6 protein-coding genes are annotated in these 4836 nt (G+C 69.9%); 2 read left to right on the plus strand and 4 right to left on the minus strand.

Annotated features, from left to right (window positions below; genetic code table 11):
* Positions 1 to 99: 99 nt before the first annotated feature.
* Entirely contained in the window at positions 100 to 396 is a 297-nt protein-coding gene (locus A9X03_RS12745; RefSeq protein ID WP_067891104.1) for a hypothetical protein, read from the plus strand.
* Between the two features lie 4 nt (positions 397 to 400).
* On the opposite strand, the gene A9X03_RS12750 is transcribed toward A9X03_RS12745, so the two are convergent.
* From A9X03_RS12750 to A9X03_RS12760, 4 genes are all read right to left on the minus strand, one after another.
* Complete coding sequence (locus A9X03_RS12750) at positions 401 to 967, minus strand: TetR/AcrR family transcriptional regulator (RefSeq protein ID WP_067755600.1); 567 nt, start codon at positions 965 to 967, stop codon at positions 401 to 403.
* 89 nt (positions 968 to 1056) lie between these two features.
* Positions 1057 to 1188 carry a hypothetical protein gene (locus A9X03_RS30620; protein WP_255369104.1) on the minus strand — a complete coding sequence of 44 codons (132 nt, stop codon included), beginning with the start codon at positions 1186 to 1188 and terminating at the stop codon, positions 1057 to 1059.
* Between the two features lie 268 nt (positions 1189 to 1456).
* Positions 1457 to 2926 (minus strand): aldehyde dehydrogenase, encoded by a 1470-nt coding sequence (locus A9X03_RS12755; RefSeq protein ID WP_067755593.1) that lies wholly within the window; start codon positions 2924 to 2926, stop codon positions 1457 to 1459.
* A 106-nt stretch (positions 2927 to 3032) separates the two neighbouring features.
* Entirely contained in the window at positions 3033 to 3806 is a 774-nt protein-coding gene (locus tag A9X03_RS12760) for a class I SAM-dependent methyltransferase (protein ID WP_156670120.1), read from the minus strand.
* Positions 3807 to 4062: 256 nt separating this feature from the next.
* Here A9X03_RS12760 and A9X03_RS12765 point away from each other — a divergent pair.
* The coding region (locus A9X03_RS12765) for a glycosyltransferase family 4 protein (RefSeq protein WP_068261348.1) at positions 4063 to 4836 on the plus strand (774 nt) is incomplete at its 3' end.

Below are 4836 nucleotides of genomic sequence, written 5' to 3' on the forward strand. Positions count from 1 at the left end.
ACCACGGCGACCGGCAAGGTGCTGCGCCGCGAGATCGTCAAAGACTTAGGTGCACTGCGTGCCGCGCCGGCCGACCAGTAGGGAAGTTAGGGAAGAAACATGATCAAGAACGGGACCCGCCTGGCCAGCCAGGTATGTGACACGCAGGTGATCGTCGTCAGGAGCGCCGACAGCCTCGATGACTTGCGTTGTGGCGGTGCGCCGATGGTGCCGATCGGCGCCGAGCGTGCCGGCGAGCTGGACCCGGCGTTCGCAGGCGGCACCGTGATGGGCAAGCGCTACGTCGACGAGACCGGCGCCGAGGTGCTGGTGACCAAGCCGGGCGCCGGGAGCCTGAGCGTCGGCCAAACCGCCCTGCAGCTCAAGGAAGTCAAGCCGCTGCCGGCCAGCGACTGAGGAGTTACTCGCCGATATTGTTGCGCAGCACGAATTCCCTTGCCTTGATGAGGAATTCGAGTTGCTCGCCGACTTGGCGCAGCGGGTCGATGCTGCCGGTCGAGCGGGACAGCACGATGGCGCCCTCCAGCGAGGCGATCGACATCACCGCCAGCGAGGCGGCGCACGGCTCGTCGAAGCCGTCGTGGGTGAAGGCCCGGGTCAGCGCGGCGCACCAGCGGCCCAGGATCGCGGCGGCCTCGGCGGAAAGCGTGGCGTCGTCGTCGTCCGAGCCGATCGCCGCGGCCACCACGGGGCAGCCGGCGTTGAAGCCGCCCTCGGTCAGCAGGCGCTCCCAGAATTCGACGAACTTGCCCAGGAGCACCCGGGCGCCCTGCTCGGCGGCGTCGTCGATCATCGCGGTGATCGAGTCCCCGGAGTAGCGCAGCGCCTCGATCAGGATCTGGTTGCGGCCGTCGGGGAAGTGGTAGTAGACGGAGCCGCGCGGCGCGCCGCTGCGGGCGAGCACCGCGTCGATCGTCACTCCCGCGGCGCCCCGTTCACGCATCACCTCGGCGGCGCTGGCCAACATCTTCCTGCGCGTGCCGCCACGCTTCGTCGGGGTGAGATCCTGCACAGATTCGCTCGTGGTCGCCACTCTCGTGCCTCCCGGGGCCAACGTCATGCAGCGTGGGAATGCCGCAGTGCCGGCCAATGCATGCTGCGCGGGCTGAAGCGGAAATTCCGGCGCTTCAGGTCGGGCACCTCGCGGGTGAATTGATAGCCGCCGATGTTCAGCTCGATGATCCACATGATTCTCTCCCGGCCTAAGCGCCGACCATGATTATGCTGAGAAGCATATAAGACAGCGGTCCAGTAAGCAAGTTTTATCCCCTATGTAAACCCGGAAGCACGGGAAATGCCGAAGCGGGCGGGATGCCGCTCCTGATTTACAGGACCGTCACAAGGGGTTTTCTATGCTTTTTTGCATAATTTGGCGCTAGTGCGCCGGGCATCAACGTCGAACGCGCACTCCCCGCGGGTTTCGCCCGCGGGGAGTGCGCGCCCGGTAGTCGGAGCGTCAGCCCTCGATCGTGTGGCCCATCGGCATGAGCACGCTCTTCTGCTGGGTGAAGTGCTCCACGCCTTCGGGGCCGTTCTCGCGGCCGATGCCGGAGTTCTTGTAACCGCCGAACGGGCAACAAGGGTCGAAGGCGTACCAGTTGATCCCGTAGGTCCCGGTGCGAATCTTCTCCGAGACCGCGATGCCGCGGTCGATGTCGGAGGTCCACACGCTGCCGGCCAGGCCGTACACGGAGTCGTTGGCGATCTTGATCGCGTCCTCCTCGGTGTCGTATCCGATGATGCTGAGCACCGGCCCGAAGATCTCCTCCTGGGCGATCGTCATCTTGTTGTCGACATCGGCGAAGACGGTCGGCTGCACGAAGAAGCCGCTGTCCAGGCCCTCGGGACGGCCGCCGCCGCAGACCAGCCGCGCGCCCTCCTCGATGCCCTTGGCGATGTAGCCCTCGACCCGGGCCCGCTGCTTCTCCGAGATCAGCGAGCCGATCTGGGCGGCCGGGTCCGTCGGCAGGCCCACCGGCAGCGCCTGCACGAAAGTGCTTACCGCGTCCACGATTTCGTCGTACCGCGAGCGTGGCGCCAGGATGCGGGTCTGGGCCACACAGGCCTGGCCGGTGTTCATGATCCCGGAGAACACCAGCATCGGGATGGCGGAGGGCAGGTCGACGTCGTCGAGCACGATGGCCGCCGACTTGCCGCCGAGCTCCAGGGTGCACGGCTTGAGCATGTCCGCGGCGCGCCGGCCGATCTCCTTGCCGACCGCCGAGCTGCCGGTGAAGGAGAACAGGTCGACGTTCGGGTTGGACGTCAGCGCCTGTCCGGTCTCGATCCCGCCCGGCACGACCGACAGCACGCCCTCGGGCAGTCCGGCCTCGGCAAAAGCCTCCGCCAAAGCGTTTGCGCTCAAAGGGGTTTCGGCGGCCGGCTTGAGCACGACGGTACAGCCGGCGAGCAGCGCCGGGCCCAGCTTGTTGACGGCCAGGAACAGGGGCACGTTCCACGCGACGATCGCGCCCACCACGCCGATCGGCTCGCGATAGACGATGCTCTGCCCGTAGCCGCCGGTGCGGATGTCTTTCCACTTGACCTGGTCGACGGCCGGGCCGGCGAAGAAGTTGAGCGCCCCGATCGAGCTCATCCAGTGCATCGTCTCGACGCCGGTCGGCGGCTGGCCCGTCTCGGCCGCGAGCAGCTGGGTGAACGTGTCCTTGCGCTCCTCCATCAGCTTGAGCGCGTTGGCGATCACGGCCGCGCGCTCCTTTGGCGGGGTGGTCGGCCAGGGCCCGTTGTCGAAGGCCGCGCGCGCCGCGGCGACCGCGGCGTCGACGTCGGCGGCGGCCGCCAGCGGCACCTTTCCGACGTACTCGCCGGTGGCCGGGCAGCGCACCTCGATCACTTCGTCGGTCGACGGCTCAGCCCACTTGCCGCCGATGAAAAGCTTGTCGTATTCGGTCTTGCTGTCGGCCATCTGCGCCGCTCCTCCTACCCTTTTAGATTGCGCTGCCGTGCTTATCGTCGCCGGCGCGCATGGGCGCCACCCTACCCAAGCCGACGCGAAACGAGAACACGTTTCACTATTGGGGTTGCAGGACCAGCACCAGATTGCTCACCAGGAACTCCCGCAGCACGGGGACCGAGGTCAGCCACCACGCCCATCGGGGGTGGTAGCGGGGAAATGCGGCCACGGCCGCCCCGGTGTCCGCGGCCCACGCCAGGCCGTCGGCCGCGGACACGGCGAACAACGACGACCCGTAGTCGTTTTTGGCCGGATGCCCGTGTTTGCGGGCGTAGCGCCTGGCGGCGCGCGCCCCGCCGAGATAGTGGCTCAGGCCCATTTCGTGCCCGCCGAAGGGGCCCAGCCAGACGGTGTAGGAGAGCACGGCCAGCCCGCCGGGCTTGGTCACCCGCAGCATCTCCGCGCCAAGCCGCCACGGCCGCGGCACGTGTTCGGCGACGTTGGACGACAGGCAGATGTCCACCGAGCCGTCGGCGAACGGCAGGGCCATGCCGGAGGCGCGCACGAAGTTCCCGGCGCGCCCGGCGGGGACGGGCCCGGCCGCGTGCATCTCGCTCGGGTCGGGTTCGACGCCCAGGTAGCGGATCCCGGCGTCGGCGAACGCGGCCGAGAAGTAACCGGGCCCGCCGCCGACGTCGAGCAGGGTGCGCCCGGCCGGGGATTCGCCGTGCGTGGCCAGCCAGAGATCACCCACCATCGCGGCGGTGTCCGCCGCGAGCGCGCCGTAGAACCGGGCGGGGTCCGACTGCTCGAAGCGGAACTCGGACAGCAGCCGCAGCGCGCGGCCCAGGGTCGCCCGCCGCGCGAACACTCGGGTGGGATCCGGGGTCACGGCCACCGGCCAACCCTACGCAGCGCCGGCGCGCGGTCGCCGCGGTTCGTCACATCAGTCACTTTCGTCCCTGGCCCGGACGGCACCCGAAGTGCCCACCTCACAGCGACAACGCGCGGCGCGGCGCCCGGTCGCCAGAATTGTCGCTGCGAGGCGGGCAACCGCACGCTCCCTCCTGGCGGGGACCCGTGTGGCGGAAGTGGCCGGCGGGGTCGCCGGCCCCCGAGGGGGCGCCGCCGGGCTAGGCTGACCAGTGATGTCTGGTCTGCGCTCCGTGCTCCTGCTGTGCTGGCGCGATACCGGTCACCCGCAGGGCGGCGGCAGCGAGGCCTACTTGCAGCGCATCGGCGCGCAGCTGGCCGCGTCCGGCATCGCCGTCACGCTGCGCACCGCCCGCTACCCCGGCGCGCCGCGCCGGGAAGTGGTCGACGGTGTGCGCATCGACCGCGCGGGCGGCCGCTACTCCGTCTACGTCTGGGCCCTGCTCGCGATGGCCGCGGCGCGACTGGGGCTCGGGCCGCTGCGGCGGGTGCGGCCCGACGTGGTCGTCGACACCCAGAACGGCCTGCCGTTCCTCGCCCGGCTGGTGTACGGCCGCCGGGTGGTGGTGCTGGTGCACCACTGCCACCGCGAACAGTGGCCGGTGGCCGGCCCGGTGCTCGGCCGGCTCGGCTGGTTCGTCGAGTCGAGGCTGTCGCCGTGGCTGAACCGCCGCAACCAATACGTGACGGTCTCGCTGCCGTCGGCGCGCGACCTGGTGACGCTCGGGGTCGACAACGCGCACATCGCGGTGGTCCGCAACGGCCTCGACGAGGCCCCGGCGCGAACGCTGTCCGGCCCGCGTGCCGCCGCGCCACGGGTGGTGGTGCTGTCGCGGCTGGTGCCGCACAAGCAGATCGAGGACGCGCTGGAGGCGGTCGCGCGGCTGCGGCCGCGCCTGCCGGGTCTGCACCTCGACATCGTGGGCGACGGCTGGTGGCGACAGCGGCTCGTCGACCACGTCGGCCGGCTGGGCATCTCGGGCGCGGTG

Origin of the sequence: Mycobacterium sp. E1715, assembly GCF_001667625.1 — a bacterium.
Classification (GTDB): domain Bacteria; phylum Actinomycetota; class Actinomycetes; order Mycobacteriales; family Mycobacteriaceae; genus Mycobacterium.

What these genes read in the sequence shown, in the direction of transcription:
- A9X03_RS12745 (WP_067891104.1), top strand. Translation starts at nt 100, where the DNA reads ATGATCAAGAACGGGACCCGCCTGGCCAGCCAGGTATGTGACACGCAG.
- A9X03_RS30620 (WP_255369104.1), bottom strand. Translation starts at nt 1,188, where the DNA reads ATGTGGATCATCGAGCTGAACATCGGCGGCTATCAATTCACCCGCGAG.
- A9X03_RS12755 (WP_067755593.1), bottom strand. Translation starts at nt 2,926, where the DNA reads ATGGCCGACAGCAAGACCGAATACGACAAGCTTTTCATCGGCGGCAAG.
- A9X03_RS12750 (WP_067755600.1), bottom strand. Translation starts at nt 967, where the DNA reads ATGTTGGCCAGCGCCGCCGAGGTGATGCGTGAACGGGGCGCCGCGGGA.